Genomic DNA, 24,057 nt, shown 5'->3' on the forward strand with positions numbered 1-24,057 from the left:
CGAAGTGCCGCATACGGCACGATTCCAATCCGCATCACGCGTTGCCGAGAAAGCGGTTGATCGCCGCCATGTCGCGCCGCTCGAGGAAGCGTTCGACCGGATCATGGGCGATGATACGCCCCTGGTCCAGAAAAAGCACGCTATCGGCCAGCGCCCTCACGTCATCGGGATGGTGCGTGATCATCAGGATCGTGTTGTTTTCCTGCTCGTGCAGGTCATGCAGCAGCGCGCGCATGCCAGCCCTCATGCCGGGATCGAGCGCGGCAAACGGCTCGTCCAGCAAAAGCAGCGGGCGATGTCGCACCAGGGCGCGCGCCAGTGCCACACGCTGACGTTCGCCGCCCGATAGCGTCGGCGGCAGGCGCTTGCCGAAGCCATCCAACCCCACACGGTGGAGGGCCTCGTCTATCCGGGCGCGATCAGCATCCGACAGGCGAAGCGAGGCGCTGATGCCGAAGCCGACATTGGTGGCGACGTCGAGATGTGCAAACAGGTTGTTGTCCTGGAAGATGACGGAAACGGGCCGCTCTGATGGTGCCTGCCCCGACATTGTCTTGCCGAGAATGCGGACCTCGCCTTGATCGGGCTCCTCGAAGCCGGCGATGACGTGAAACAGTGTCGATTTTCCGGAGCCTGACGCGCCGGCAACCGCGACGATGCCGCCCGGCTGAATGGCGCAATCGAAGTGCAGCTCGGTCGCGTCGTAACGGATATCGACTCCAATAAGCTCAACTGCGCCTTCCGGGTTCATGCGTTGCGTCCTTCCGGCATGCGCCTGTCGCCGGCCGTGCCGAGCATGGTGAAGATCAGGCAGAGCAAGCCGAGGAACAGCGCCAGCCCGGCAGCATCCGCGGTGCGATAGCTGCCCATCCGGCTATAGAGCAGCCAGGGAAGCGTTACCATGTCCTGCGAGCCGAACAGCGCCACGGCGCCAAGGTCGCCGAGGGATAGCGCCATGGCGAAGGAAAAGGCCATCAGCAGGGGTTTTCGGAGCGGCGGCAGGTCGATCCATCGCAGGCGATGGAAGCCTCGGATGCCGAGGCTGGCCGTCAGCCTGTCGGTGCGGGCGGCGTGGGTTGCCATCGCCGGGGCCAAAATCCGGTGCACGAAGGGCAGCGCCATCAGCGCATTGATGGCAACGACGATGGCGGGGGCGAAACGGGCGACGTCGCCGAAGGGGCGCAGAAGCAGGAACCAGCCCGCCCCAAGCACGACCGGCGGCACCAGCAGCACCAGCGAGGTGCTGGCAGCGACAGTGCCGGCAAATGCCCTGGCCAAGGCGGGTGCGTGTCGACGCGCCGCGACGGTGGCGGCAGCGCGGATCATCGCGGCTGCCACGGTGACGCAAAGGAATGCCGAGAGGATGGCGATGACGATGCTGGTGATCAGGGCACGATGCACGGTCGCGTCGCCCGCCAGTTTCACCAGGTCTGCACGCAGGCCGGATGTGAGGACGGCAATCAGTGGCGCGCCGATAAAGACGAGCGAGAACAGGATCCAGCCGGCATCGGACACGCGGGAGAGGCCGTTTCCTGCATCGTAGCGTCTCGAGGTTTTGCCCCCGGTTGCGCTCACTGCCGGCTCGGTCGCAACACGCGTGAGTGCCAAGAGCAGCACGCCGGTCATGACGATCTGCAGGGCGGAGAGGGCGATCGCCCGCGGCGGATCGAAATCGAAGCGCAGCGCCTGATAGATTGCGACCTCGATGGTGCTGGCGGCAGGCCCGCCACCGAGCGTCAGCACCAGCGTAAAGCTGGTGGCGCAGAGCATGAAAACGAGGCCGGCGGCCCCCGGCAGCAGTCCGCGCAGAACCGGCCACTCGACAAAGCGGAAGAGGGCGGTCGGCGGCATGCCGAGATTGGCGGCGGTCCGCCAGTATTCCGAGGGGATGCGCTCCAGCCCGGCAAGGAAGAGGCGCGCGACCAGTGGCATGTTGAAGAAGACGTGGGCAAGCAGGATGCCGAAAAGGCCGTAGATGCTGATGGGCTGCTTAAGCCCGAGCCCGGCCAGAGCTGCGTTGAGTACACCTTGCCGACCCCAGATCTCGATCAGCCCGAGGGCACCGACCAGAACAGGAAGGCCGAGCGGCAGGGCCATGAGCCGCAGCACCCAGACGCGGCCGGGAAAACACGCCCGACGCGCCAGTGCGCGGGCGATCGGGATGGCGAGCAGAACCGAGAGCAGCGTCGAAAGGCTCGCCTGAAGCAATGTGAAGCGGGTTACCCGCCAAATATAAGCGTCGAACAGTACGCCATTGCCGAAGTCGCCGCTCTGGAACAGAAGCGCTGCAATCGCCAGGCAGACAAACAGCAGGATGCCGCCGAGGCTCAGGGCCCCGGCGGTGATGGTGATCCTGTTTTCGGCTGGCGCGAACAAGCGCGCTTCAGTTCTTGCTCATGGCGGCGAGCCACTCGTCGATCCAGGCCTTGCGGTTGGCCGCGACCTCTTCCGATGGCAGCAGGAAGGTTTTTGCCGGATTGACCAGCTTGCCGAAAGCGTCCGGCAGCGGCTCCTTGGTGGCGGCGACCGGCATCATCCAGTTGGTGGTCGGGATGATCGACTGGAACTCCGGACCGGTCATGAAGCCGAGAAACTGCTTGGCAAGTTCCGGCTCCTGGGCGTTCTTGGTCATGCCGGCGACTTCGATCTGGATGTAGTGACCTTCCGAGAATTCGGCCGCCTGGTAGCGGTCGGTGTTCTCAGCCACCATGTGGTAGGCGGGAGACGTGGTGTAGGAGAGCACCATCGGCGCTTCGCCCTTGGTGAAGAGGCCATAGGCTTCCGACCAACCCGGTGTCACGGTCAGCACACGGTCCTTGAGCTTGGCCCAGGCGGCACCGGCTTCGTCGCCATAGACGGTCTTGACCCACAGAAGCAGGCCGAGACCCGGCGTCGATGTGCGCGGATCCTCGATGACGATCTTCTGCGACGGGTCGCCTTCGACCAGGTCCTTGAGGCTCTTCGGCGGCGTCTTCAGGGCCTGGGTGTCGTAGACCACGGCGAAATGGCCGTAATCATAGGGAAGGAAGGTGTCGTCTGAGAAATCGCCGGGCACCTTGACGCCTTCGGCCTCGATGCCGTGCGGCGCGAAGAAACCGGTGGCCTTGGCCTCGGCAACCAGGTTGGTATCGAGGCCGAGCACGATGTCGGCCTTGGAGGCGGCACCCTCGAGCTTCAGACGGGTCAACAGCTCGACACCATCGGCGACGCCGACATAGGTGACCTTGCATTCGCAGGTCTTTTCAAAGGCTTCGGCGATCTTGGCGCCCGGGCCCCATTCGGTGATGAAGCTTTCATAGGTGTAGACGGTCAGCGTCTTTTCGGCGGCTACGGCATTGGCCGCGAAGACGAGGCTTGCCGTTGCGGCAAGCGCTAGCCGGCTAAGGAACTTCAGTTGCGATGATTTGGACATGGCAGGCACCTCTCCCTAAAAATAATGTTGCATGGGAAAAGGGCGTATCGATCCGATCGCGTCTAATCCCTCCGCCGGTATGAGCCGGATCAGGTTCCGCGGGTTGGCGTTAAACGCCTCTCAGCCTTCGGCCGCATGCGGTCGGAAGGCACCCCGTTAGAGCGGGTAGAGATTTACCGCCGTGACGGTTTGATGGCAAGCGAAGTTTGAACGCCGGTATCCAGCAGCCCGACGCCCGCCAATGCTGCGAAGCCTGATGACATCAACGCAAAATCGCCAGATAGCGGCCCTGTTCGGTTTTCTTGCTTTTCCTTGGCCGTGCCTTTGCGCTATGGGCTTTGCCATGGCCCGATCCACCTTCACCATTCTGCTCGGCGGTGCACTCACCCCCACCGATCGCCTTGCGCGCCAGCTTGTAGGCAGCCGCTTCGTTGCGGCCGATGGCGGCATGCGGCATGCGCGGACCCTGGCGGTGACGCCCGATGTCTGGGTCGGCGATTTCGATTCGACCGAAGAGGCGCTGCTTGCCGAGTTTGCCGGCGTTCCGCGCGAGCCCTACCCCGCCGCCAAGGCGGCGACCGATGGCGAGATCGCCGTGGAAGCGGCGCTTTCGCGCGGTGCCGAAGCTTTGATCTTTGCCGGTGCGCTCGGAGGATCCCGCAGCGATCATGCCTTCCTGCACCTGCTTCAGGCGGCTGCGCTGTCCGAGCGCGGCTTGCCGGTGTTCATGACGTCGGGCGAGGAAGAGGCCTATCCGCTGCTTGCAGGCGAGATCGACATCGATCTGCCGAAGGGCAGCCTGTTCTCCATCCTCGGACTGACCGATCTCTTCGGGCTTACGATCGTCAATGCGCGTTATCCGCTCACCGATTTCACGCTGCCGTTCGGGTCTTCCCGCACCGTTTCCAATGTTGCGGAGGGTCCCCTTCGCATTTCCCTCGACACCGGCCGGGCGATTGTTCTCGCTCGCCCCTATGACCTTTCCGGAGCCTGAGCCTTGGCGCCTCCCATTCTGAAACTCGACGATATCTTCCTCACCTTCGGGGGCACGCCGCTTCTGGCCGGCGCCAACCTGCAGGTGGAGCCGGGGGACCGCATCTGCCTTGTCGGGCGCAACGGTTCGGGCAAGTCGACGCTGATGAAGATCGCCGCCGGCCTTGCCGAGGCACAATCGGGCGAAGTCTTCCGCCATCCGTCCTCGACGGTCCGCTACCTGCCCCAGGCGCCGGATTTCGAAGGCTACGACACGGTGCAGGCCTATGCGGAATCGGGCCTTGGTCCGAGCGACGATCCTTACCGCGTCGCCTATCTGCTGCAGCATCTGGGCCTGACCGGCGAAGAGGACCCCGCGCGGCTTTCCGGCGGCGAGGCCCGCCGTGCGGCGCTCGCGCGGGTGATGGCGCCCGAGCCGGATATCCTCCTGCTCGACGAGCCGACCAACCATCTCGACCTGCCGACGATCGAATGGCTCGAAGACGAGTTGACGCGCAGCCGGTCTGCCCTGGTGCTGATCTCGCACGACCGGCGGTTCCTGGAAAAGGTTTCGACCGCGACCGTCTGGCTCGACCGCGGCCAGTCGCGCCGGCTTGATCGTGGCTTCGGCCATTTCGAGGCCTGGCGCGACGAGGTGCTGGAGGCCGAAGAGCTGGAACAGCACAAACTCGGCAAGGCGATCGAGCGCGAGGAGCATTGGCTGCGCTACGGTGTCACCGCAAGGCGCAAGCGCAACATGCGCCGTCTCGGCGAATTGCAGGACATGCGTTCGCGCCATCGCGGCCACAAAGGCCCGCAGGGCTCCGTCCAGGCGAGCGCGTCCGACGCCAAGGAATCCGGCAAGCTGGTCATCGAGGCGGAAAAGATCACGAAGATCTACGGCGAGCGGACGATCGTCGCGCCGTTTTCGATCCGCGTGCATCGCGGCGACCGGATCGGCCTCGTCGGCCCGAATGGTGCCGGCAAGACCACGCTGTTGAAAATGCTGACCGGCCAGATCGAGCCGGACACCGGAACGGTGAAGCTCGGCACCAATCTGGAGATGGCGACGCTCGATCAGAAGCGCGAGGACCTCAATCTCGAGGACACGCTGGCGCATTACCTCACCGACGGCCGCGGCGAGAGCCTGATTGTCAACGGCGAGCAGCGCCATGTCACCGGCTACATGAAAGACTTCCTGTTCCAGCCCGAGCAGGCGCGCACACCCATTCGCGAACTGTCGGGCGGCGAGCGCGCGCGGCTGATGCTGGCGCGTATCCTTGCCCGTGCCACCAACTTGCTGATCCTCGACGAGCCGACCAACGATCTCGACATCGAAACGCTCGACCTGCTGCAGGAAGTCGTCGCCGGCTTTGCCGGAACCGTCATCCTCGTCAGCCACGACCGTGACTTCCTCGACCGCACCGTCAGCTCGACCATCGCACCGGGCAATCCGGAAGCGCCTGATGGTCGCTGGATCGAATATGCCGGCGGCTACACCGACATGATGGCGCAGCGCAAGGGCGCCATCGAGGAACGCCGCAAGGCCGAGAAGGCGGAAAAGGCGAAGGTGTCCGACGCTGCCGCGCCGATAGCCGACACGTCGAATGCCAAGGGCAAGCTTTCCTACAAGCAGAAGTTCGCGCTCGAAAACCTGCCGAAGGAGATCGCCAAGGCGGAAGCCGAGGCCGCCAAGCGTGAGGAGCGGATGGCCGATCCCAACCTCTTTGCCAAGGATCCGAACACCTTCGCCAAGCTGGCGCAGGAGCTGGAAAAGCTTCGCGGCGATCTTGCGCAGATGGAGGAGGAATGGCTGGAGCTGGAGATGCTGCGCGAGGAGCTCGAGGGCTGAGCATCGCCGGCTTGCCGCGTTGAAAGTTGGCAAGGGGTATGGTAAGGAAAGCTTATTATATCTCTTGTGAACGATCCTGATGCCGACAAAACTCGAATCCGAAACCATCGGCATGTTGCTGACCGATGTCTCCCGCCTTTTGCGCGGCGCCTTTGACCGCAAGGTCAATGCGCTGGATCTCGGCATCACGCCGGGCGAAGCCCGCACGCTGATCCAGGTGGCGCTGACCGAGGGCATCAAGCAGGCGGAAATCGCCACGCGCATGGGCATCGAGCCGATGACGCTGTCGGCCTATCTCGACCGGCTGGAGGCGATGGAGCTGGTGGCCCGGATGCCCGACCCGGCCGACCGCCGCGCCAAGAACGTCGTCATCACCGACAAGGCCGATCCGCTGCTTTCCGAGCTGATGGCGGGCCTGCGCGAAATGATGAATGCCTATACGGCAGGTCTCGACGAGGAGACGCGCGAGATGCTCTGCGGCAACCTGCGCATCCTGCGTGAAAATCTGCGCCGCCTCGATCCGTGCGTCGCCGGCAAGGAGAAGGGGGCGAAGCAATGACGCGCCGCATGAGCGAACGGCGCACCAGCATCATCGGCGCCTTCCTGGTGGCGCTCGGCCCCGTCTCCATGGCGCTCTATACGCCGGCGATGCCCGAACTGGTGCGCGCCTTCTCCTCCAGCGAGGCAGCGATCAAGATGACGCTGTCGCTCTATTTCGCCGGCTTCGCCTTTGCGCAGCTGGTGTCAGGCACGCTTTCCGATGTCATCGGCCGCCGGCGCACGACGCTGATCTTCATGGCTATCTATCTCGCCGGCAGCCTGATGGCGGCCTTTGCGCCCTCGGTCTCGGTCCTGCTTGCAGGACGGCTGGTACAGGGCATCGGCGCCTCCGTCGGCATGACGGTTGCGCGCGCCATCGTGCGCGACCAGTTCACCGGCCTGCAGGCAGCTCGGATCATGAACATGATCGGCATGATGCTGGCGATCGGCCCGGCGGTGTCGCCGACGCTCGGCGGGCTGGCGCTCGGCCTCTTCGGCTGGCAGTCGATCTTCTTCCTGATGGTCGGCTTTGCGCTGATGGCCTGCGTCAGCGTGCAGTTCTTCATGGCGGAAACGGCGACGCCCGATCCGGCCAAGGGCCATCTGCGCCCGATCCTTGCCGCCTATCGCGAGCTTTTGACCGACAGCCGTTTTGTGTCGTCGACCCTGGTGATCGCCGGTGCCGTCGGCGCACTCTATGCGCAGGCAACGATGCTGCCCTTCGTGCTGATCGGCACGGTCGGGCTGACGCCGACCGAGTTCGGCGTCGGCATGCTGATGCAATCCGGCTTCTTCTTCTCGGGCACCGTGACGGTAAGGCTGCTGATGCGGCGGTTTACGCCGCAAGCGCTGGTGCCTGTCGGTCTCTGCTTCATCGCGCTCGGCAGCGTGGCGCTCGCCTACACCATGCACGCGCTCGAGCCGAGCTTCCTGTCGGTGATGGCGCCGGTCGGCGTCTATGCCTTCGGCATCGCCTTCGTTATGCCCTACATGATGACGGCAGCCATGGCGCCTTTCCCGCATATCGCCGGCACGGCGTCGGCGATGATGGGGTTCATCCAGATGGGCGCCGGCCTTCTCGGCGGCGCCTTGGCGGCCATCGTCGGCGTGCCGGTGCTGGCGCTCGGCACGATCATTCCGAGCTTCGGCCTTCTCTGCGTGCTTAGCTATCTCTGGTATCGCCGGACCGTCCGCCTGACGCCGTTGGCGGCGCCGACTGATGGCAAGCGTGCCCTGCCGGAAGCGGCCGAATAGCGACGTCTCAGACCGGATAGCAGCGTGCATGAAAAAGCCTCCGCGACCCGGGTCGCGGAGGCTTTGTCTTGTCAGGGGCTTACCGCTTAGCGGTTGCGCGCAGCCAGCGTGCGAAGGCGCAGCGCATTCAGCTTGATGAAGCCGGCGGCATCCTTCTGGTCGTAGGCGCCCTGGTCGTCCTCGAACGTGACCAGCTTGTCGGAATAGAGCGACTTCGGGCTTTCGCGGCCGGTGACCATGACGTTGCCCTTGTAGAGCTTCAGCGTCACTTCGCCTTCGACATGCTCCTGGCTCCGGTCGATCGCCGCCTGCAGCATCTCGCGCTCCGGCGAGAACCAGAAGCCGTAATAGATCAGCTCGGCGTAGCGCGGCATCAGCTCGTCCTTAAGGTGGGCTGCACCTCGGTCGAGGGTAATCGATTCGATCGCGCGGTGGGCCGACAACAGGATCGTGCCGCCGGGGGTCTCGTAGACGCCGCGCGACTTCATGCCGACGAAGCGGTTTTCGACCAGGTCAAGACGGCCGATGCCGTTATCACGACCATAGTCGTTGAGCTTGGCGAGCAGGTTTGCCGGCGACAGGCGCACGCCGTTGATCGAAACGGCGTCACCGCGCTCGAAGCCGACCTTGATGACGGTCGCCTTGTCGGGAGCCGCTTCCGGCGAGATCGTGCGCATGTGCACGTATTCAGGAGCTTCCTGCGACGGGTCTTCCAGAACCTTGCCCTCGGACGAGGAGTGCAAGAGGTTGGCGTCGACGGAGAAGGGCGCCTCGCCCTTCTTGTCCTTGGCAACCGGGATCTGGTGCTTCTCGGCAAATTCGAGCAGGTCGGTACGGCTCTTGAACGACCAGTCGCGCCAGGGGGCGATGATCTTGATATCGGGGTTCAGCGCATAGGCCGACAGCTCGAAGCGAACCTGGTCGTTGCCCTTGCCGGTGGCACCATGCGCGATCGCGTCAGCGCCGGTCTTCTTGGCGATGTCGATCAGGTGCTTGGAAATCAGCGGCCGCGCGATGGAGGTGCCGAGCAGATAGACGCCCTCATAGACGGCGTTGGCGCGGAACATCGGGAAGACGAAATCCCTGACGAATTCTTCGCGCACATCCTCGACGTAGATTTCCTTGATGCCGAGCATCTCGGCCTTCTTGCGCGCCGGCTCCAGTTCTTCGCCCTGGCCGAGGTCGGCGGTAAACGTCACGACTTCGGCGCCGAGTTCGGTCTGCAGCCACTTCAGGATGATCGAGGTGTCGAGACCGCCCGAATAGGCGAGAACGACCTTTTTCACGTCTTTATGCGATGCCATGGTTTCCGTCCGTCTGGTCTGGGAGAGGGCGGCGTGCCGCCTTGGAAATTCTGCGGCACTTTATCCAGAACACGCCTGGATTCAAGCGGAAGAACACAGCAACGGCCGAATCCGCTGGCAAAAGCCGAGGTGCCGGAATAGAGGGGGCGACCGAGTGTCTCCGGGGATCGCACACATGGACTTCCTTCCCAGCCTGCCAACGCTGTTCGGCTTTGCCGCCGCTACGCTTCTGCTTGCGGCGACGCCCGGGCCTGACATGACGCTTTCGATCAGCCGTGCGCTGTCGCAGGGCAAGAAGGCAGCCCTGCTCGTGGTGCTCGGGACGAGCTTCGGCATTGTCGTTCACACGCTGCTGGTCGCCTTCGGCATCTCGGCGTTGATCACCGCCTCGCCGACGGCGTTTCTGGCGCTGAAGACCGGTGGCGCGGCCTATCTGCTCTGGCTTGCCGTCCAGGCCATCCGGCATGGATCGACGCTTTCGATCAAGAGGGTCGATGGCGCCGGCGGCGCGGCCATTTCCAACATCTCGTCGGGGTTCTGGGTGAACCTGCTCAACCCCAAGGTCATCATCTTCTTCATGACCTTCCTGCCACAGTTCGTCAGCGCAAACGATGCGTCGGTGACGGGCAAGCTTCTGTTCCTGGGCGCACTGTTCATCGTCATCGGCATGCCGGTGAACATGCTGGTGGTGTTTACAGCGGACTGGCTGTCTTCCTGGCTGCAGCGCAACAGGGGTTTCATGCGGGCGCTCGACTACAGCTTTGCCGGTGTTTTTTCGGTGTTTGCGGCGAAGATCTTCATGGCGACGGCGCGATAAGGCGTTTTCGGCGGGGCAAGCCCCGACAGCACGGACGACGACAGGTCAGCCGATCAAAAGCGCGTCGTCGTCGAGCGTCTGGCCGCGGATGCGGCGGAACATGGCGATGAGGTCCTCGACCTGCAATTCCTTGCGGCTGTCGCCGGCGACGTCGAGCACGATCTCGCCGCCGTGCAGCATGACGGTGCGGTGACCATAGTCGAGCGCCTGACGCATCGAGTGGGTGACCATCATCGTCGTCAGCTTGCGTTCCGACACGATCTTCTGCGTGAGGTTCATGACGAACTCGGCCATCCCTGGGTCGAGGGCTGCGGTATGTTCATCGAGCAACAGCACTTCGGAGCCGGCGAGTGTCGCCATCACCAGCGAGACCGCCTGGCGTTGGCCGCCGGAAAGCAGGTCCATGCGGTCGCCCATGCGGTTCTCAAGGCCGAGGTTAAGTTCGGCAATGCGCTCGCGGAAATGCTCGCGGCGTTTCGGCCCGAGCGCTGCCATCAGGCCGCGCTTCTCGCCACGCTTGGCGGCAAGCGCCAAGTTCTCTTCGATCGACAAGGCGCCACAGCTGCCCGTCAACGGATCCTGAAACACGCGGGCGACGAGCCCGGCGCGGGCGGCCGTACCCTTGCGGGTCACGTCGATCTTGCCGATCGTCACGTGGCCGGCACTCGGCAGCACGTCGCCGGCGAGAACGCCGAGCAGCGTCGACTTGCCGGCGCCGTTGGAGCCGATGACGGTAACGAAGGAGCCTTGCTCGATCGTCAGGTCGACGCCGTTCAGCGCCTGCTTCTGCAGCGGTGTTCCCTTGCCGAAGACGACCTGGATGTTCTTGACGCTGATCATGCCGCACCTCCGCGACGAAGACGGGGAAGGACGAGGGCGAAGGTCACGAGCACGGCGGTGACAAAATTGAGGTCGGACGCCTGCAGGCCGAGCATGTCGGTCGACAGCGCCAGCTGGATCGCGATGCGGTAGAGGATCGAGCCGAGCACGCAGCCGATCAGCGCGATCAGGATGCCGCGGGCGCCAAGCAGCGTCTCGCCGATGATGACGGCGGCAAGGCCAACGACGATGGTGCCGACCCCGGATGTGACGTCGGCAAAGCCGTTGGTCTGGGCAAAGAGCGCGCCGCCGAAGGCAACGAGCGCGTTGGAGATCGCCATGCCGAGATAGATCTGCTTGTTGGTGTCGACGCCCTGGGCGCGGGCCATGCGCGCATTGGCGCCGGTCGCGCGCATCGCAAGGCCTGCATCGCTTTCAAGAAAGCGCCAGACGACGATGACGGCAACGAGCACGAGGACGCCGATGAACAGCGGGCGAACGTAGAACTCGCGCAGCCCCAGGCCGAAGAAGGGCGACAGCATCGTGTCGGCATTGATCAACGCGACATTGGGCTTGCCCATGACGCGCAGATTGACCGAGAACAGCGCGATCATCGTCAGGATCGAGGCGAGCAGGTTGAGGATCTTGAAGCGCACGTTGAGCATCGCCGTGACGATGCCGGCTGCAGCGCCTGCCACCATGGCGACGCTGGCCGCGATCCACGGGTTGACGCCGGCGATGATCAGCACCGCGGTGACTGCAGCGCCGAGCGGGAACGAGCCGTCGACCGTCAGGTCAGGGAAATCGAGAACCCGGAATGCGAGAAAGACACCGAGGGCGACGAAGGCGTAGACCAGCCCCAGCTCGACGGCTCCCCATAAAGCGATTTGACTCAAATCCCCGACCCTCTTTTTTGTCCTGCCGCACCTTTAGATTTTTATGTCGGCGCGGCGTCCCCGGTTGGCGCATGACGGCCCGAGATCCGGCGTCGGCGCAGCTTCAAACTTCAAGAGCGTGCCTGCGCGTACCGAACGAAACGCGGTGCTCCCATAACGAACCGCCCTCGTATGGAACGAGGGCGGCCAAAACGCAATAAACTTGAACCTGAAAAGGCTCGAAGCCTTATTCGACAACGCGTGTGGCGCGCTTGACGACACTTTCCGGAAGGGTGACGCCCATCTTTTCGGCGGCCTTCTTGTTGATCACCAGGTCGGAACCGGCGGCAACCTTGACGGCGATGTCACCCGGGTTTTCGCCCTTGAGGATGCGAACGACGATTTCGCCGGTCTGCTTGCCGACGTCGTAGTAGTTGAAGCCGAGGGCTGCGAGCGAACCGCGCGAGACCGAATCCGTGTCGGCGGTGAAGAGCGGCAGCTTGGCTTCCTCAGCCACGGCAACGGCACCTTCGAGGGCGGAGATGATGGTGTTGTCGGTCGGGACGTAAATCGCGTCGGCACGGCCGACGAGCGCGCGGGCAGCACCCTGGACTTCGGCGGACTTCGTCGCGGCGGATTCGACCACGGTGAGGCCGGCCTTTTCAGCTTCCGTCTTCAACACTGCCAGAAGCGATACGGAGTTGGCTTCGCCGGAGTTGTAGAGATAGCCGATCGACTTGACGTTCGGCAGGATTTCCTTGATCAGTGCGACGTGCTCGGCGACCGGCGACATGTCGGAAAGGCCGGTGACGTTGCCGCCCGGCTTGTCCATGTCCTTGACCAGCTGTGCGCCGATCGGGTCGGACACGGCGGTGAAGACGACAGGAATGTCGCGCGTCGAGGAAACGACGGCCTGGGCAGACGGGGTGGAGATCGGGACGATGACGTTTGGCGCTTCGCCGGCGAACTGGCGGGCGATCTGCGCGGCGGTTGCCGGGTTGCCCTGGGCCGACTCGTAGAGGAACTTGAGGTTCTCGCCTTCCTTGTAGCCGGCAGCCTTCAGCGCATCCTTCACACCGTCGCGCGCGGCATCGAGAGCCGGATGTTCGACGATCGCGGTTACGGCGACTGTCACCTCATCGGCGCGTGCAGGCAGGGTAAATGCCACCGTGGCGGCTAGGGCGATGAGAAGTGAGCGCATGGGTGTCCTCCTGGATTGATTGCCCGCTTTCTTAGGAAACCGGGACCATGAAATCAATCGATAGGAATTGCATCACCCATCAAAGTTCTTCATCGATCGCGACATGCCTGCGGTTGCGGCGGCGCGGATCGACACAATCCGAAGATGTTGCGATCGTCTTTAAGGCGTGAAACGTGACGTGCGCGCGAAGGAACACGTCGCACGTCTCTCGTGCCTCAGTCCTCGCCGTGATTGGCGATCATCATCGCTTCGAAGGCGAGGCGGTCGACCTTGCGCATGCGCTCGGACTCGGACTTCAGCTGGCCGCAGGCGGCAAGGATGTCGCGGCCGCGCGGCGTGCGGATCGGCGAGGCGTAGCCGGCCTGGTTGATGAAGTCGGCAAACTTCTCGATCTGCTCCCAGTCGGAACACTGGTAATTGGTGCCCGGCCAGGGGTTGAACGGGATGAGGTTGATCTTCGCCGGCACGCCCTTCAGGAGCTTGATCAGTTCCTTGGCGTCCTCGAGGCTGTCGTTGACGTCCTTCAGCATCACATATTCGAAGGTGATGCGCCGGGCGTTCGATAGGCCGGGATAGGCGCGGCAGGCGTCCATCAGTTCCTTCAGCGGATACTTCTTGTTGATCGGCACCAGCATGTCGCGCAGGTCGTCGCGAACGGCGTGCAGCGAGATCGCCAGCATGACGCCGATCTCGTCGCCGGTCCTGTAGATTTCGGGCACGATGCCGGAGGTCGACAGCGTGATGCGGCGCTTGGAGAGCGACAGGCCCTCGCCGTCGGAGGCGATCAAAAGCGCAGTCTTGACCTCTTCGAAATTGTAGAGCGGCTCGCCCATGCCCATCATGACGACGTTGGTAATCTTGCGGCCTTCGGCCGGCACGATCGCGCCCTGGGGTGTGTCGCGCTCGGGGAAATCGCCGAGCCGGTCGCGCGCCAGCAGCAGCTGCGCCAGGATTTCTTCGGCCGTCAGGTTGCGCACCAGCTTCTGCGTGCCGGTGTGACAGAAGGAACAGGTGAGCGTGCAGCCGACCTGGCTGGAAATGCACAGCGTGCCGCGGCCTTCCTCGGGGATGTAGACCGTTTCGATCTCGACAGGGCGGCCGGCGCCACGGGCGGGAAAGCGCAGCAGCCACTTGCGGGTGCCGTCGCCCGATGTCTGCTCCTCGACGATCTCAGGCCGGGCGATGGTGAAATGCTGCTTCAGCATCTCGCGCATGTCCTTGGAGACGTTGAGCATCTCGTCGAAATCGGAAACGCCGCGCACATAGAGCCAGTGCCACAGCTGGCTGACCCGCATCTTCACCTGACGCTCGGGAACGCCCTTTTCGACCAGCGCCTTGGCCATGTCCTCGCGCAAGAGCCCGATCAGCGAAGGCTTCTCGGCTTGCGGCGCGCTGCGTGCCTGCGGTGCCTTGACGGTATCCACCCGGTTCAAGATTTCAGTGGCTGCCATGCTCTGGTGTCCTGTCGTACAGAAAACGCCCGTCCGGAGAAGGGGTCCGGAGATTGTCCTGATGCTCGAATTGAAATCGGTCGAGCCTTCAAGCGCGGCCATTGGGGCGCGGGGGCTCTGAATTTGCCGGGGCTTTAGCATTGTTTTGGCCCGGAGTCACGCGCAGTCGATCTTGAATGCAAAAAGGCCGGCGTCGAGCGCCGGCCTCATCCTCGCCATGGAGGCGAAGGCTTACTTGCAGGCTTCGATCTGCTTCAGCGCAGCCGAAATGCCCGACAGCGAATAGGCGTAGGTGGTCGTGGTTCCCTTGCGGGACTTGGCGTTGACCGACATGGCCTTACCGGTCTTCATCGCTGCGACGAGCGCCGGCTCTTCAGCCGCGTTCTCGACCCAGGCGGAGTTGCCCTTGGTGAACATCACGAAGGTGCGGCCGTCGATGACGACGTTGACCTTGGAGTTCTCCTGCAGCGGATAGCCCATCATCGCCTGCGGCTCATAGCTGATGTTCTGGCCGGGGCGCTGGGAAACCAGGAAGAAGATGTCGCCGTGGTCGACGCCAGCAGGGCTCTTTTCCTTCGGAACCGACAGGACATAGCAAACCTTGCCGCCGCCGGAATTGTAGGAATAGGCGCCCCAGGCGTTGAACTGCTGGATGCGCGTCGGAGACTGGGCGGCAGCCATGCTGGCGGTTGCCAGAACGAGTGCGATTGCGGTTGCGATCTTTCTTACAAACATGAGGTCCTGCCGCTTTTCTTGCTTTTCGATCACCCGAAACAGGTCAGACGGGCGACGCGTAGTCATGATTTCATTTGTTGTGACTTAATTCAGGTTACCAAACCGTCAACGAGGGCCAAAATCCGCTGGTTCCAGCCCCGAAACGAAGCATTTCTGGGCTTCGCAACCGCATCCGCAGATCTGCCGTCCGTCGATTTTTCGAGGCGCTCCTACGGCGTCGAATGGTCGTCGCCTCAGATCGCTCTCTCGGATAGTTTCCTGCCCCAAGCCATTCCAGACAACGCTTCGCCTCAACCAAGACGTTTCGACGCGCGCCATCCTGAAATGTCTATGCCACAAAGAATCGGGCAAGAGTTTGACTTTTGGGCAGGAATACGGCGCAGTTGCGAATACACCGCGTTTCCCGCAGTCATTCCTCGGGATTGTCGGCCAGCGTTTCGTCGGCCTTGAGGTAGTGGGCTTCCTTGATCTGCCCGCTGATGGCGGCGAAGGCGGCGGTCAGAACCGCGACGTCATCGGAAAAGCCGACGACGGCGAGGAAATCGGGGAGGAAATCGAGCGGCAGCACGAAATAGGCGAGCGCCGCCAGCAGGATGCCGCGCGTGCGCGTCGGGGTCTTCGGGTCGATGGCGCAGTAATAGGCGGCGACGAGTTCGCGGCTGAACGGTATCTGGCGGGCGGCGCGACGAAAGGTCGGCCAGAAGCGCCGCTTGACGCGCTTTTCCCTGCGCTCCTGTTCGGATTCTTCGCCGGGCAGGAGAATTTCACCAATCTTTACGTCGTCCATCGCCTCGTTTCCGATGTTGCAACGCTCCACAATATGGGAAGTGCCAGACCCATTTCAAATCTATTTCAAATGGTCCGGCATACGACCCGCCGCTGCCTTGTCCATTCTGGTGGCCAGCTTGAAGTCGAGATCCGTCAGGCCGCTCGCGTCGTGCGTCGTCAGCGTGACGTCGACGCGATTGTAGACGTTGAACCATTCCGGGTGGTGATCGAGCTTTTCGGCAACGATCGCCATCTCCGTCATGAAGCCGAAGGCCTCGACGAAATTCTTGAAGCGAAAAGCCTTCCAGATCGAGGCGCCGTCTTCAGCCCTGACCCACCCTTCCATCTTGTGCAAATTCTCGGCGATCGTCGCCTCGTCGAGTTTCTCCGGCCTCATCCATTCCTCCCAACTCAATCCCTGTTCGAAGGCTGCATGGCCGCGTATATGTCGACCTGCCCCTATCTCCTTGAAATGGATAGCATGAAACCGATCCGAGTTCTTTTTGTTTGTCTCGGCAATATCTGCCGTTCACCGCTGGCCGAAGGCGTGTTTCGCGCATGCGCCGCACGGCAAGGGCTGGCGTCGCAGATCACCGTCGATTCGGCGGGCACGGGCGCATGGCATATCGGCGATCCGCCGGACCGCCGGTCGATCGAGGCGGCACGCCGCCACGGTATCGATATTGCGGGGCTTCGCGGGCGCAAGGTTTCGAAGGCCGACTTTGAGGCTTTCGATCTCATTCTCGGCATGGATGGAGAAAACGTCAGCACCCTTCGCCAGATCGCGCCGGCCGGTCTGGACGGCAAAGTCGACCTGTTTCTCGCTTACGCTTCGGGGCGGGACCAGGACGTTCCTGATCCCAATTATGACGGTTCCGAAGCGTTCGAACGGCTCTACCAGATGTTGGAAGCCGGATGCTCGTCGTTGCTCGACAGGCTCGAAGAGCGGGCTTCGTGAAGCGGAAATACCTCTTCGGTGAGGTAGGGGCCACCGCCGACCGAATCGCGTGACGACAACAGCACGAAGCGTGAAACGGTGAAGGGCGAGGCCATGAAGTTGCCGCGGCCGGAGAGATATTCGACCACATCCTCGACGCGGCTGGAGCGCAGCCTTGCAAGCGTGACATGCGGCGTGAACTTGCGCGGATCCGCAGGCAGCCTGAGCCTCTGGCAGATGCGCTCGATTTCGGCCTGCAGCGCGTACATTTCCGGGTGATTGCTGACCCCGGCCCAGACGGAATGCGGTTTCTTCGAGCCGAAGGCACCGGTGCCGGTGAGTTGGAGCTGGAACTCCGGTCTTTCGATCCGGTCGAGCTTGTCGATGATCTCGTCTGCGGTGCGCCAGTCGACGTCACCAATAAAGCGCAAGGTGATGTGGTAGTTCTCCACATCGATCCAGCGAGCTCCGGGAAGACCTCCGCGCAGCAATGAAAGACTCATCGCAACATTGCGCGGAATTTCGAGGGCGGTGAATAGTCTCGGCATGGCGAGCTCCCCGAATCTCTTGCAGATGTCTCAGCGAATCACGCATCGAGTCTGCAGGCAACTACTATTTGACGCTTGCGAATATTAACACTCTCTTAACTGTGGATGATTTGTTCACTCCGCCTTTGCCAATGTTGCAAGGAAACGTTCGACCGTGGGCAGTGCCTTTTCGACCATCATGCCGACGCCGTCGCCATTGGGATGCATGCCGTCTTCGAGCTTGAGTGCCGCGTCGGTGACCACGCCATCGAGGAAGAAGGGGTAGAGTTCGAGCCCGTATTTCTGTGCGAGTTCCGGATAGATCGGGTTGAAGCGGGCGGCGTAGTCGGCGCCCATGTTCGGCGGCGCCATCATGCCGGCAAGCAGCACGCCGATGCTGCGTTCCTTCAGCCGTGCGATCATCGCCTCGATGTTCTTGCGGGTTTCTTCCGGCGGGATGCCGCGCAGCGCGTCGTTGGCGCCAAGCTCGAGAATGACGCCCCTGGTGCCGTCGGGTATCGACCAGTCGATGCGGGCAAGGCCGCCGGAACTGGTGTCGCCGGAAACGCCGGCGTTGGCCACAGTGACATCGAGACCCTTTTCCTTCAGCGCCTTTTCAAGTCGGGCCGGAAAGGCATCCTCCGGCGGCAGCTGGTAGCCTGCCATCAGGCTGTCGCCGAAGCCGACGAGGCTGATCGTTTCGGCGCTTGCCGGTGCCGATAACGCAATTGTCATTGCGAGCCCCAAGAAAAACCGTTGAAAACCTTTTAATGCCATGGGTCTGTTCCTAAATCGCGGGAGCCGTTTTCTTTTTCTCTTTCCGTTTCATATAGGGTTATTTCGCTTGGCCAGTACCATCATCGAGCTCAAAAATGCCGACCTCACCCTCGGAGAGGCCGCAGCCTCGGTGCATGTGCTGAAAGGCATGAGCCTGACCATAAATGCGGGAGAGTCCGTCGGCATCGTAGGGCCTTCCGGTTCGGGCAAGTCGACACTGCTCATGGTGCTCGCCGGTCTCGAACGGCTGGATCGCGGCGAGATCGTCATCGACGGTACGCCGCTGCATCGGCTGAGCGAGGACCGGGTGGCCGATTTCCGCGGGCGCAACATCGGCATCGTCTTCCAGTCCTTTCACCTCATCCCCAACATGACGGCGCTCGAAAACGTTGCCGTGCCGCTGGAGCTTGCCAATGTTCCCGGCGCCTTCGACATCGCGCGCAAGGAACTCGTCGCAGTCGGCCTCGGCGAGCGGCTCAGCCACTATCCCGGCCAGCTCTCCGGCGGCGAGCAGCAGCGCGTGGCGATCGCCCGCGCGCTTGCGCCGTCGCCGAAACTGCTGATCGCCGACGAACCGACCGGCAATCTCGACGCCGAAACGGGCCGGCAGATCGCCGATCTGCTTTTCGCCGAACAGCGTGACCGTGGCATGACACTCGTGCTCGTCACCCATGACGCGGCGCTGGCCGCCCGTTGCTCGCGGCAGGTGCGGGTGCGCTCCGGCGAGATCATTTCCAGCGGCGCGCCCGAACCGATCGCCGGAACGCCACGCCAGGAAGCGGCATCCGCATGAGCGAGGCAGCTTCGATCCGGTTGCGTCCGATGCTCGCCCTGCGGCTGGCGCTGCGCGAAATGCGCGGCGGCCTCAAGGGGTTCTATATCTTCCTCGCCTGCATCGCGCTCGGCACGGCTGCGATCGCCGGGGTCAACTCGCTATCGCAATCGATCACCGCGACGATCGCGTCGCAGGGGCAGGGGCTGCTTGCCGGCGACATTCGATTCGAACTCAACAATCGCGTGGCGACGACTGACGAGCGTGCGTTCCTCGACGGACTAGGCCCGGTCTCGGTTTCAGCGGGACTGCGCTCGATGGCACGTTTGCCCGATGGCTCAAACCAGGCGCTAGTGGAGTTGAAGGCTGTCGATTCGGTCTATCCGCTCTACGGCAAGCTCGAAAGTCAGCCGGATCAGCCGCTTGCTGACTTGCTGGCGCGACAGGGCGACGGTTTCGGGGCTGTCGCCGCCCCCTTGTTGCTCGACCGTCTTGGCATTTCCGTTGGCGACGAGATCCTGCTCGGCAATGCCCGCATCAGGATTTCGGGCACGATCGTGCGCGAGCCGGATGCGCTCTCCGATGGTTTCGGCTTTGCGCCGCGGTTGATGGTTTCGGATGAGGCGCTCAACGCGTCGGGTCTGGTGCAGACGGGAAGTCTGGTCGAGCACGGTTACAAGGTGAAAGTCAGCGATCCGGCGCAGGTGGCCGTTGTGCGGACTGATGCCGAGAAGCGTTTTCCCGCGGCAGGCTGGTCGATCCGTACCAGCTCCAACGCCGCCCCGTCACTGACGGCCAATATCACCCGCTTCTCTCAATTCCTGACGCTTGTGGGCCTGACGGCCCTGATCGTCGGCGGCGTTGGTGTTGCCAATGCCGTGCGCGCCTATCTCGATCAGAAACGCAGCGTTATCGCCACCTTCAAGTGCCTTGGCGCGCCAGCCTCGCTGGTGGCGATGATCTATCTTGCGCAGATCCTGCTGATCGCGCTGATCGGCATTGCGATCGGGCTTGTTCTCGGCGCGCTCATCCCCTTCGTTGCCGCACAGTTCCTGGCCGACCTGTTGCCGATTTCGACCGAATTCCGTCTCTATCCCGGTGCACTCGGCATCGCCGCTCTTTTCGGCGTGCTGACGGCACTTGCTTTTGCCATCCTGCCGCTCGGCCGGGCACGTGGCATTCCGGCAACGGCGCTCTTTCGCCAGCAGGGCTTCGATCCCTCGGGCTTTCCCGCCTGGCCGTATCTCACCGGTGCGCTCGCCTGCCTCGGCGCGCTGGCGGGGCTTGCCATCTTCACCGCCTATGACCGCTACATCTCGCTGGTCTTCCTCGGTGCGATCGCCTTTGCATTCATCGTTCTGCGTGCCGTTTCGCTGCTGATTTCCTGGCTTGCGCGCCGCAGTCCGCGGGTCAGTTCTCCGGCGTTGCGGCTGGCGATCGGCAACATCCATCGGCCAGGGGCGCTCACGCCCTCGGTGGTGCTGTCGCTCGGCCTCGGCCTTGCGCTCCTCGTCACGCTTGCGCTGATCGACGGCAATCTGCGGCGCGAGTTGACTGGCAGCATGGCCGAGCGTGCGCCCAACTTCTTCTTCGTCGACATCCAGGGAAGCGAAATCGAAGGGTTCCGCACCCTGCTCGAGGGCGCGATGCCTGACGGCAAGGTCATCGAGGTGCCGATGCTGCGCGGCCGCATCATCGCCTTCAACGGCGAGGACGTGAACGCCCGCAACGTGCCGCCGAGCGGCCAATGGGTGCTGCGCGGCGACCGCGGCATCACCTATGCCAAGAACAAACCCGAGAATTCGACGCTTGCCGAAGGCAGCTGGTGGGCGCCCGATTACAGCGGCGAGCCGCTGGTGTCGTTCTCGGCGGAAGAGGCGGGTGAACTCGGACTGAAGATCGGCGATATGGTGACGGTCAACGTGCTCGGCCGCAACATCACCGCCAGGATCGCCAACTTCCGCAATGTCGAATGGGAATCGCTGTCGATCAATTTCGTGATGGTGTTCTCGCCGAACACCTTTGCCGGCGCGCCGCATGCCTGGCTGGCAACGGTGATCGATCCCGGTGCGACGCCCGAGGAAGAGGCGACGGTCCTGAAGGCGGTCACGAACGCCTATCCGACGATCACCAGCGTGCGGGTGAAGGACGCTCTCGACATTGTGAACGCGCTTCTCGGGCAGCTGGCAACGGCGATCCGGGCCGCTGCGGCCGTGGCCCTCGTCGCGTCCGTGCTGGTGCTGGCCGGTGCGCTTGCCGCCGGCAACAGGGCACGCATCCACGATGCCGTGGTGCTGAAGACGCTCGGCGCCACGCGCACCACGCTGATCCGTGCCTTCAGCTACGAATACATCATCCTTGGCCTTGCAACCGCGGTTTTTGCGCTGTTTGCCGGCGGTGTTTCCGCCTGGTTCGTCGTCAGCCGGATCATGAAGCTGCCGTCGAGTTTCCTGCCGGATGTCGCCGTCGCGACTGTTGTCATCGCGCTGGTGATGACGGTCGGCATCGGGCTTGCAGGTACCTGGCGTGTGCTGGGCCAGAAGGCGGCGCCGGTTCTGCGGGAGCTTTGACCGGCGAAGTTAACCGTAAATCCCTGTCCTGCAAGGCCATAAACGCTAAGGCTGTACCGAATCAGGGGGCCAAAGGTCTTGTACCCAAAGGCTTTCGGCATCATATTTATCCACAGGCATGCTGGAGCCCCGCAGCGGCGCCTGGGCATGGGATGGCGACCTCTCGTTGGGTCTGAGGTCATCCGCCCGACACCGTAAGTTCAACCGGGGCTTAAATGAGGAAACAATGGCTGATCTGAGAAACTACCAAACCCGAATGTCGCCTGCCGGCGCGCAGGCGGGTGCCATGATCGACGAAGGCCTTCGCACCTATATGCTGAAGGTCTACAACCTGATGGCCCTCGGCCTGGCGATCACCGGCCTGGCAGCTTACGGAACATTCGCGCTTGCCGTCTCCAATCCGGCATTCGCCCAACTTCTTTATGCTTCGCCCCTGAAATGGGTCGTCATGCTGGCTCCGCTGGGTCTCGTGTTCTTCATGAGCTTCCGCATCAATAGCATGAGCGTTTCTGCCGCGCAGATGACGTTCTGGGTCTATGCGGCGCTGATGGGCGTTTCGCTGTCGTCGATCTTCATGGTCTTCACCGGCCAGAGCATCGTGCAGACGTTCTTCGTCACCGCCGCCTCCTTCGGTGCTCTGTCGCTCTACGGCTACACCACGAAGAAGGACCTGTCCGGCATGGGCTCGTTCCTGATCATGGGTCTGTTCGGCGTCATCATCGCGTCGATCGTCAACATCTTCCTCGCCTCTTCGGCGCTCGGCTTCGCGATCTCGGTGATCGGCGTGCTGATCTTCGCAGGCCTCACCGCCTACGACACGCAGAAGATCAAGGAAATGTACTACGATGCCGACGACAGCACCGTGGCCGGCCGCAAGGCGATCATGGGCGCGCTGACGCTCTACCTCGACTTCATCAACCTGTTCATGTTCATGCTGCAGTTCATGGGCAACCGGAACAACTAAGCTTGAATGTACAGACGGAAAAGGCGGCTTCGGCCGCCTTTTTTGTTGTGCGGAAAGGACTTGATCGACCGGTGCGATCCATGTGACTGAATGGGAAAATCGAACCTTCAAGATCTGCCCATGCCCCTCACCTTGCGCGACGCCACCGCCACCGATCTGCCCGCTATTACCGAGATCTATCGCGAATCCGTTCTGAACGGTGTGGCGACCTACGAGATCGTGCCTCCCTCGGAGGCGGAGATGGCGACGCGCTTCGCGACCATCGCCAGCCACGGTTATCCCTATATCGTTGCGACCGACGCGGCGGGCACGATCGTCGGCTACGCGTATGCCTCCGCCTTTCGCACGCGCGCTGCCTACCGCTTCCTCGTCGAAGATTCGATCTACCTGGCGCCGTCGGCGCGGGGGAAGGGGGCCGGCAAGACGCTGCTCGTCCACCTTGTCGAGCGCTGCACGGCGCTTGGATTTCGACAGATGGTGGCGGTCATCGGCGGCGCTCATCCTGCATCGATCGCTGTCCACCGCTCTGTTGGCTTCGAAGTTCAGGGATTGATGAAGGCGACAGGCTTCAAGCACGGGCGCTGGCTCGATACTGCGATCATGCAACTGGCGCTTGGCGCGGGCTCGACGAGCGATCCGTCTGAGGGCGCCTACCCGGATACGCTTTATCAGGGCTGAGAACGGGCCTTGTCATAGCCTCTGGCGACACTCGTCCTTAAATCCGCCCTCCTGTTATCCGGCTGACGTCCAAACGGTCTCTCAGGTTTCGATCAGCTTCAGCACCTTGTCGAAGACCTTCAGCACCTGTCCGAGTTCCTGCCCGCGTTTCAGAATAGTGCCGTGGACGTTGAGCACGCTAAACGCACCCTGCTTGGCAGCGAGCTTCGGGTTTTTCTCGATGCGGTAAAGCGGCATCTCACCCGATCGCTTGAACACGGAGAAGACGGCCCGATCCTTCAGGTGGTCGATGGCGTAGTCGCGCCATTCGCCTTCGCCGACCATACGGCCGTAGACCCACAGGATCTGGTCGAGTTCGCGGCGATGGAAGGTGATGGGAGGAGCGTTCCGGGCGTTCTTGTATTCCGAGAGATCAACGACCACTTCGGACGCGGTCTGGCGCTGATGTCGCGCCTCGCCTCGCGGCAAATCCGGCTCATCGGTCATCGGCAATCCGGCCTTCTGTTGTGACAGAACGATAACAGTTTGCCTGACACGAGCCGAAAAGCAAGCCGGAAGCAGCCGGCGCCGCTGGACGCAGACGGCATTTCTTGCCTCTGCCCCATTTCAGTCAAATCGGCGCCCCAATTCACCGCAAAACTCGCGGGCGCTGACGGACAGAGTCGTTGCCACCGTATGTCCGTTCAGATCGTCATGCTGCGTGACCTTCAAAGAACGCAGTCATGGCCGGTTCGGTCCGGTAACTTCGAACCCTCAGCCCCAGCCCCTCGATGCTGCCGGGCCGAACCACCCCTAAAGCGCCGCGCGTCAAGTGGCGCGCGCCAAAGGGCGC

General features: G+C 62.8%; 24 protein-coding genes and 1 riboswitch. Of the genes, 10 read left to right on the forward strand and 14 right to left on the reverse strand.

Annotated features, from left to right (window positions below):
• Window positions 1-34 precede the first annotated feature (34 nt).
• The 3 genes from BLJAPNOD_RS03655 to thiB are packed head-to-tail and all read right to left on the reverse strand — an operon-like array spanning window position 35 to window position 3,412.
• Window positions 35-751, reverse strand: a complete 717-nt coding sequence (locus BLJAPNOD_RS03655) for an ATP-binding cassette domain-containing protein (RefSeq protein ID WP_115418941.1) — start codon at window positions 749-751, stop codon at window positions 35-37.
• On the reverse strand, window positions 748-2,352 hold the full coding sequence (gene thiP / locus BLJAPNOD_RS03660) for a thiamine/thiamine pyrophosphate ABC transporter permease ThiP (RefSeq protein WP_115421114.1): 1,605 nt from the start codon (window positions 2,350-2,352) through the stop codon (window positions 748-750). Before thiP ends, BLJAPNOD_RS03655 begins: the two co-directional genes overlap by 4 nt.
• A gap of 31 nt (window positions 2,353-2,383) precedes the next feature.
• Window positions 2,384-3,412 carry a thiamine ABC transporter substrate binding subunit gene (thiB, locus tag BLJAPNOD_RS03665; RefSeq protein ID WP_115418942.1) on the reverse strand — a complete coding sequence of 343 codons (1,029 nt, stop codon included), beginning with the start codon at window positions 3,410-3,412 and terminating at the stop codon, window positions 2,384-2,386.
• Between the two features lie 49 nt (window positions 3,413-3,461).
• Window positions 3,462-3,578: riboswitch (TPP riboswitch) on the reverse strand.
• 177 nt (window positions 3,579-3,755) lie between these two features.
• Here thiB and BLJAPNOD_RS03670 point away from each other — a divergent pair.
• The 4 genes from BLJAPNOD_RS03670 (at window position 3,756) to BLJAPNOD_RS03685 (ending at window position 8,030) form a co-directional block, all read left to right on the forward strand.
• The gene (locus BLJAPNOD_RS03670; protein WP_115421115.1) at window positions 3,756-4,406 is read left to right on the forward strand and encodes a thiamine diphosphokinase; all 651 of its coding nucleotides are present in this window, start codon (window positions 3,756-3,758) and stop codon (window positions 4,404-4,406) included.
• A 3-nt stretch (window positions 4,407-4,409) separates the two neighbouring features.
• A complete protein-coding gene (locus BLJAPNOD_RS03675; protein ID WP_115418943.1) occupies window positions 4,410-6,236 on the forward strand; it encodes an ABC-F family ATP-binding cassette domain-containing protein in 1,827 nt (608 codons plus the stop codon).
• A 79-nt stretch (window positions 6,237-6,315) separates the two neighbouring features.
• A complete protein-coding gene (locus tag BLJAPNOD_RS03680; protein ID WP_077500874.1) occupies window positions 6,316-6,795 on the forward strand; it encodes a MarR family transcriptional regulator in 480 nt (159 codons plus the stop codon).
• The gene (locus BLJAPNOD_RS03685; protein ID WP_077500873.1) at window positions 6,792-8,030 is read left to right on the forward strand and encodes a multidrug effflux MFS transporter; all 1,239 of its coding nucleotides are present in this window, start codon (window positions 6,792-6,794) and stop codon (window positions 8,028-8,030) included. The genes BLJAPNOD_RS03680 and BLJAPNOD_RS03685 overlap by 4 nt, the downstream gene beginning before the upstream one ends.
• Before the next feature lie 86 nt (window positions 8,031-8,116).
• Here BLJAPNOD_RS03685 and BLJAPNOD_RS03690 read toward each other — a convergent pair whose 3' ends face one another.
• Window positions 8,117-9,334, reverse strand: a complete 1,218-nt coding sequence (locus BLJAPNOD_RS03690; RefSeq protein ID WP_077500872.1) for an argininosuccinate synthase — start codon at window positions 9,332-9,334, stop codon at window positions 8,117-8,119.
• A gap of 175 nt (window positions 9,335-9,509) precedes the next feature.
• Between BLJAPNOD_RS03690 and BLJAPNOD_RS03695 the strand changes: the two genes are divergently transcribed.
• Window positions 9,510-10,151, forward strand: a complete 642-nt coding sequence (locus BLJAPNOD_RS03695; protein WP_115418944.1) for a LysE family translocator — start codon at window positions 9,510-9,512, stop codon at window positions 10,149-10,151.
• A gap of 45 nt (window positions 10,152-10,196) precedes the next feature.
• On the opposite strand, the gene BLJAPNOD_RS03700 is transcribed toward BLJAPNOD_RS03695, so the two are convergent.
• From BLJAPNOD_RS03700 to BLJAPNOD_RS03730, 7 genes are all read right to left on the reverse strand, one after another.
• Window positions 10,197-10,991, reverse strand: a complete 795-nt coding sequence (locus BLJAPNOD_RS03700; RefSeq protein WP_115418945.1) for an ABC transporter ATP-binding protein — start codon at window positions 10,989-10,991, stop codon at window positions 10,197-10,199.
• The gene (locus tag BLJAPNOD_RS03705; RefSeq protein WP_115418946.1) at window positions 10,988-11,866 is read right to left on the reverse strand and encodes an ABC transporter permease; all 879 of its coding nucleotides are present in this window, start codon (window positions 11,864-11,866) and stop codon (window positions 10,988-10,990) included. The genes BLJAPNOD_RS03700 and BLJAPNOD_RS03705 overlap by 4 nt, the downstream gene beginning before the upstream one ends.
• A 226-nt stretch (window positions 11,867-12,092) precedes the next feature.
• Window positions 12,093-13,046, reverse strand: coding sequence for an ABC transporter substrate-binding protein (locus BLJAPNOD_RS03710; RefSeq protein WP_077500869.1), 954 nt, complete (start codon window positions 13,044-13,046; stop codon window positions 12,093-12,095).
• A gap of 215 nt (window positions 13,047-13,261) precedes the next feature.
• Entirely contained in the window at window positions 13,262-14,497 is a 1,236-nt protein-coding gene (gene rlmN, locus BLJAPNOD_RS03715; RefSeq protein WP_077500948.1) for a 23S rRNA (adenine(2503)-C(2))-methyltransferase RlmN, read from the reverse strand.
• Between the two features lie 231 nt (window positions 14,498-14,728).
• Window positions 14,729-15,232: an invasion associated locus B family protein gene (locus BLJAPNOD_RS03720; RefSeq protein WP_025425200.1), complete on the reverse strand. Its 504-nt coding sequence runs from the start codon at window positions 15,230-15,232 to the stop codon at window positions 14,729-14,731.
• Between the two features lie 409 nt (window positions 15,233-15,641).
• Window positions 15,642-16,019, reverse strand: coding sequence for a YkvA family protein (locus tag BLJAPNOD_RS03725; RefSeq protein WP_115418947.1), 378 nt, complete (start codon window positions 16,017-16,019; stop codon window positions 15,642-15,644).
• A gap of 60 nt (window positions 16,020-16,079) precedes the next feature.
• Window positions 16,080-16,397, reverse strand: coding sequence for a 4a-hydroxytetrahydrobiopterin dehydratase (locus tag BLJAPNOD_RS03730; protein WP_115418948.1), 318 nt, complete (start codon window positions 16,395-16,397; stop codon window positions 16,080-16,082).
• A gap of 84 nt (window positions 16,398-16,481) precedes the next feature.
• Here BLJAPNOD_RS03730 and BLJAPNOD_RS03735 point away from each other — a divergent pair, with 84 nt between their 5' ends.
• Complete coding sequence (locus BLJAPNOD_RS03735; protein WP_115421116.1) at window positions 16,482-16,958, forward strand: low molecular weight protein-tyrosine-phosphatase; 477 nt, start codon at window positions 16,482-16,484, stop codon at window positions 16,956-16,958.
• Here the strand turns inward: BLJAPNOD_RS03735 and thpR are convergent.
• Both thpR and BLJAPNOD_RS03745 read right to left on the reverse strand, forming a co-directional pair.
• Window positions 16,895-17,485, reverse strand: coding sequence for an RNA 2',3'-cyclic phosphodiesterase (gene thpR / locus BLJAPNOD_RS03740; protein WP_077500866.1), 591 nt, complete (start codon window positions 17,483-17,485; stop codon window positions 16,895-16,897). The two genes, BLJAPNOD_RS03735 and thpR, sit on opposite strands and share 64 nt — an antisense overlap.
• Before the next feature lie 114 nt (window positions 17,486-17,599).
• Window positions 17,600-18,241, reverse strand: coding sequence for an arylesterase (locus tag BLJAPNOD_RS03745; protein ID WP_115418949.1), 642 nt, complete (start codon window positions 18,239-18,241; stop codon window positions 17,600-17,602).
• Window positions 18,242-18,308: 67 nt separating this feature from the next.
• On the opposite strand from BLJAPNOD_RS03745, the gene BLJAPNOD_RS03750 reads away from it, so the two are divergent.
• From BLJAPNOD_RS03750 to BLJAPNOD_RS03765, 4 genes are all read left to right on the forward strand, one after another.
• Entirely contained in the window at window positions 18,309-19,034 is a 726-nt protein-coding gene (locus BLJAPNOD_RS03750; RefSeq protein WP_077500946.1) for an ABC transporter ATP-binding protein, read from the forward strand.
• Window positions 19,031-21,583, forward strand: coding sequence for an ABC transporter permease (locus BLJAPNOD_RS03755; RefSeq protein ID WP_115418950.1), 2,553 nt, complete (start codon window positions 19,031-19,033; stop codon window positions 21,581-21,583). The genes BLJAPNOD_RS03750 and BLJAPNOD_RS03755 overlap by 4 nt, the downstream gene beginning before the upstream one ends.
• A gap of 226 nt (window positions 21,584-21,809) precedes the next feature.
• Window positions 21,810-22,547 (forward strand): Bax inhibitor-1/YccA family protein, encoded by a 738-nt coding sequence (locus tag BLJAPNOD_RS03760; RefSeq protein WP_077500863.1) that lies wholly within the window; start codon window positions 21,810-21,812, stop codon window positions 22,545-22,547.
• A gap of 120 nt (window positions 22,548-22,667) precedes the next feature.
• Window positions 22,668-23,225, forward strand: a complete 558-nt coding sequence (locus BLJAPNOD_RS03765) for a GNAT family N-acetyltransferase (protein ID WP_115421117.1) — start codon at window positions 22,668-22,670, stop codon at window positions 23,223-23,225.
• An 81-nt stretch (window positions 23,226-23,306) separates the two neighbouring features.
• Here the strand turns inward: BLJAPNOD_RS03765 and BLJAPNOD_RS03770 are convergent, their stop codons facing one another.
• Complete coding sequence (locus BLJAPNOD_RS03770) at window positions 23,307-23,711, reverse strand: DUF2794 domain-containing protein (RefSeq protein ID WP_199565885.1); 405 nt, start codon at window positions 23,709-23,711, stop codon at window positions 23,307-23,309.
• Window positions 23,712-24,057 lie beyond the last annotated feature (346 nt).

The organism is Ensifer sp. M14 (genome assembly GCF_003355565.1).
Classification (GTDB): domain Bacteria; phylum Pseudomonadota; class Alphaproteobacteria; order Rhizobiales; family Rhizobiaceae; genus Ensifer.

Bases quoted from the DNA above. Each gene is read 5' to 3' on its own strand.
- rlmN (WP_077500948.1), bottom strand. From the start codon at position 14,497: ATGGCAGCCACTGAAATCTTGAACCGGGTGGATACCGTCAAGGCACCG.
- BLJAPNOD_RS03695 (WP_115418944.1), top strand. From the start codon at position 9,510: ATGGACTTCCTTCCCAGCCTGCCAACGCTGTTCGGCTTTGCCGCCGCT.
- BLJAPNOD_RS03690 (WP_077500872.1), bottom strand. From the start codon at position 9,334: ATGGCATCGCATAAAGACGTGAAAAAGGTCGTTCTCGCCTATTCGGGC.
- BLJAPNOD_RS03670 (WP_115421115.1), top strand. From the start codon at position 3,756: ATGGCCCGATCCACCTTCACCATTCTGCTCGGCGGTGCACTCACCCCC.
- thiB (WP_115418942.1), bottom strand. From the start codon at position 3,412: ATGTCCAAATCATCGCAACTGAAGTTCCTTAGCCGGCTAGCGCTTGCC.
- BLJAPNOD_RS03765 (WP_115421117.1), top strand. From the start codon at position 22,668: ATGCCCCTCACCTTGCGCGACGCCACCGCCACCGATCTGCCCGCTATT.
- BLJAPNOD_RS03700 (WP_115418945.1), bottom strand. From the start codon at position 10,991: ATGATCAGCGTCAAGAACATCCAGGTCGTCTTCGGCAAGGGAACACCG.
- BLJAPNOD_RS03720 (WP_025425200.1), bottom strand. From the start codon at position 15,232: ATGTTTGTAAGAAAGATCGCAACCGCAATCGCACTCGTTCTGGCAACC.
- BLJAPNOD_RS03655 (WP_115418941.1), bottom strand. From the start codon at position 751: ATGAACCCGGAAGGCGCAGTTGAGCTTATTGGAGTCGATATCCGTTAC.
- BLJAPNOD_RS03680 (WP_077500874.1), top strand. From the start codon at position 6,316: ATGCCGACAAAACTCGAATCCGAAACCATCGGCATGTTGCTGACCGAT.
- thpR (WP_077500866.1), bottom strand. From the start codon at position 17,485: ATGCCGAGACTATTCACCGCCCTCGAAATTCCGCGCAATGTTGCGATG.
- BLJAPNOD_RS03770 (WP_199565885.1), bottom strand. From the start codon at position 23,711: ATGACCGATGAGCCGGATTTGCCGCGAGGCGAGGCGCGACATCAGCGC.
- BLJAPNOD_RS03685 (WP_077500873.1), top strand. From the start codon at position 6,792: ATGACGCGCCGCATGAGCGAACGGCGCACCAGCATCATCGGCGCCTTC.
- BLJAPNOD_RS03755 (WP_115418950.1), top strand. From the start codon at position 19,031: ATGAGCGAGGCAGCTTCGATCCGGTTGCGTCCGATGCTCGCCCTGCGG.
- BLJAPNOD_RS03725 (WP_115418947.1), bottom strand. From the start codon at position 16,019: ATGGACGACGTAAAGATTGGTGAAATTCTCCTGCCCGGCGAAGAATCC.
- BLJAPNOD_RS03730 (WP_115418948.1), bottom strand. From the start codon at position 16,397: ATGAGGCCGGAGAAACTCGACGAGGCGACGATCGCCGAGAATTTGCAC.
- BLJAPNOD_RS03745 (WP_115418949.1), bottom strand. From the start codon at position 18,241: ATGGCATTAAAAGGTTTTCAACGGTTTTTCTTGGGGCTCGCAATGACA.
- BLJAPNOD_RS03735 (WP_115421116.1), top strand. From the start codon at position 16,482: ATGAAACCGATCCGAGTTCTTTTTGTTTGTCTCGGCAATATCTGCCGT.
- BLJAPNOD_RS03760 (WP_077500863.1), top strand. From the start codon at position 21,810: ATGGCTGATCTGAGAAACTACCAAACCCGAATGTCGCCTGCCGGCGCG.
- BLJAPNOD_RS03710 (WP_077500869.1), bottom strand. From the start codon at position 13,046: ATGCGCTCACTTCTCATCGCCCTAGCCGCCACGGTGGCATTTACCCTG.